The sequence below is a fragment of the Actinomadura sp. SCN-SB genome, from assembly GCF_043906805.1.
Lineage (GTDB): Bacteria > Actinomycetota > Actinomycetes > Streptosporangiales > Streptosporangiaceae > Spirillospora.
Map to the genome: position 1 here is coordinate 1 of NZ_JBIMPP010000170.1, position 868 is coordinate 868.

Sequence of the window (868 nt, forward strand, 5' to 3'; positions counted from 1 at the left end):
CGTTGACGCAGCGGGCCGCCGCCGGGCTTGGTGCCTTCACCAGCCAGGTCCGTGTCCGCCTCGCCGATGCCGAGGTGGCGCATTTCGACGAGACCGGGCTGCGGGTCGCCGGGCGGCTGCACTGGGTGCACTCGGCCTCGACCGGCAAGTACGTGCTGCTCACCGTGCACGGGCGGCGCGGGGTCGAGGCGATGGACGCCGCCGGGGTGCTGCCCGCCTTCACCGGGATCGCGGTGCACGACGGCTGGGCACCCTACGACACCTACACCCAGGCCACGCACGCCCGCTGCAACGCTCACATCTTGCGCGAACTGCAGGGCGTCCTGGATCACCACACCGCCGCCCAAGGTGAGGACGTGTGGTGCTGGGCGGCCCAGGCCGCCGACGCACTGCGGACCATGAAACGCCTGGCGGAGGAGGCACTGGCCCGCGACGGCACACTGACCACCCTCGACACGGTGAAGATGGCCGGCACCAAGCACGCCTTCCGGTCCGCCGCCCGCCTCGGGGTGAAGGCGACCGCGGCCCGCCGCAGCGAGCTGGAGAAAGACCACAACGCGCTGGCCCGGCGGCTGCTCGACAAACACGACGATCATCTCCGCTTCACCGAAGACGCGCGGGTTCCGTTCGATAACAACGCGGCCGAGCGCGAGATACGGATGATCAAGATCCGGCAGAAGGTCTCCGGGTGCCTGCGCACCCGGAGCGGGGCCCAGCAGTTCTGCGCCATCCGCTCCTACCTGGCCACCACCGCCAAGCACGGCATCGGCCTCCTGGACGCGCTCACCCGCCTCACCAACCAGCAACCCTGGCTGCCTTCCTCCGCCTGATATCGGCTCACGCAGCCTCAAGCTGCTGACCAGTCACC

The 868-nt window shown here is 70.2% G+C and carries 1 protein-coding gene; it reads left to right on the forward strand.

Going from position 1 to position 868, the window contains the following annotated elements; genetic code table 11:
* The coding region (tnpC, locus tag ACGWYJ_RS38900) for an IS66 family transposase (protein WP_395111715.1) at nt 1-830 on the forward strand (830 nt) is incomplete at its 5' end.
* Nucleotides 831-868 lie beyond the last annotated feature (38 nt).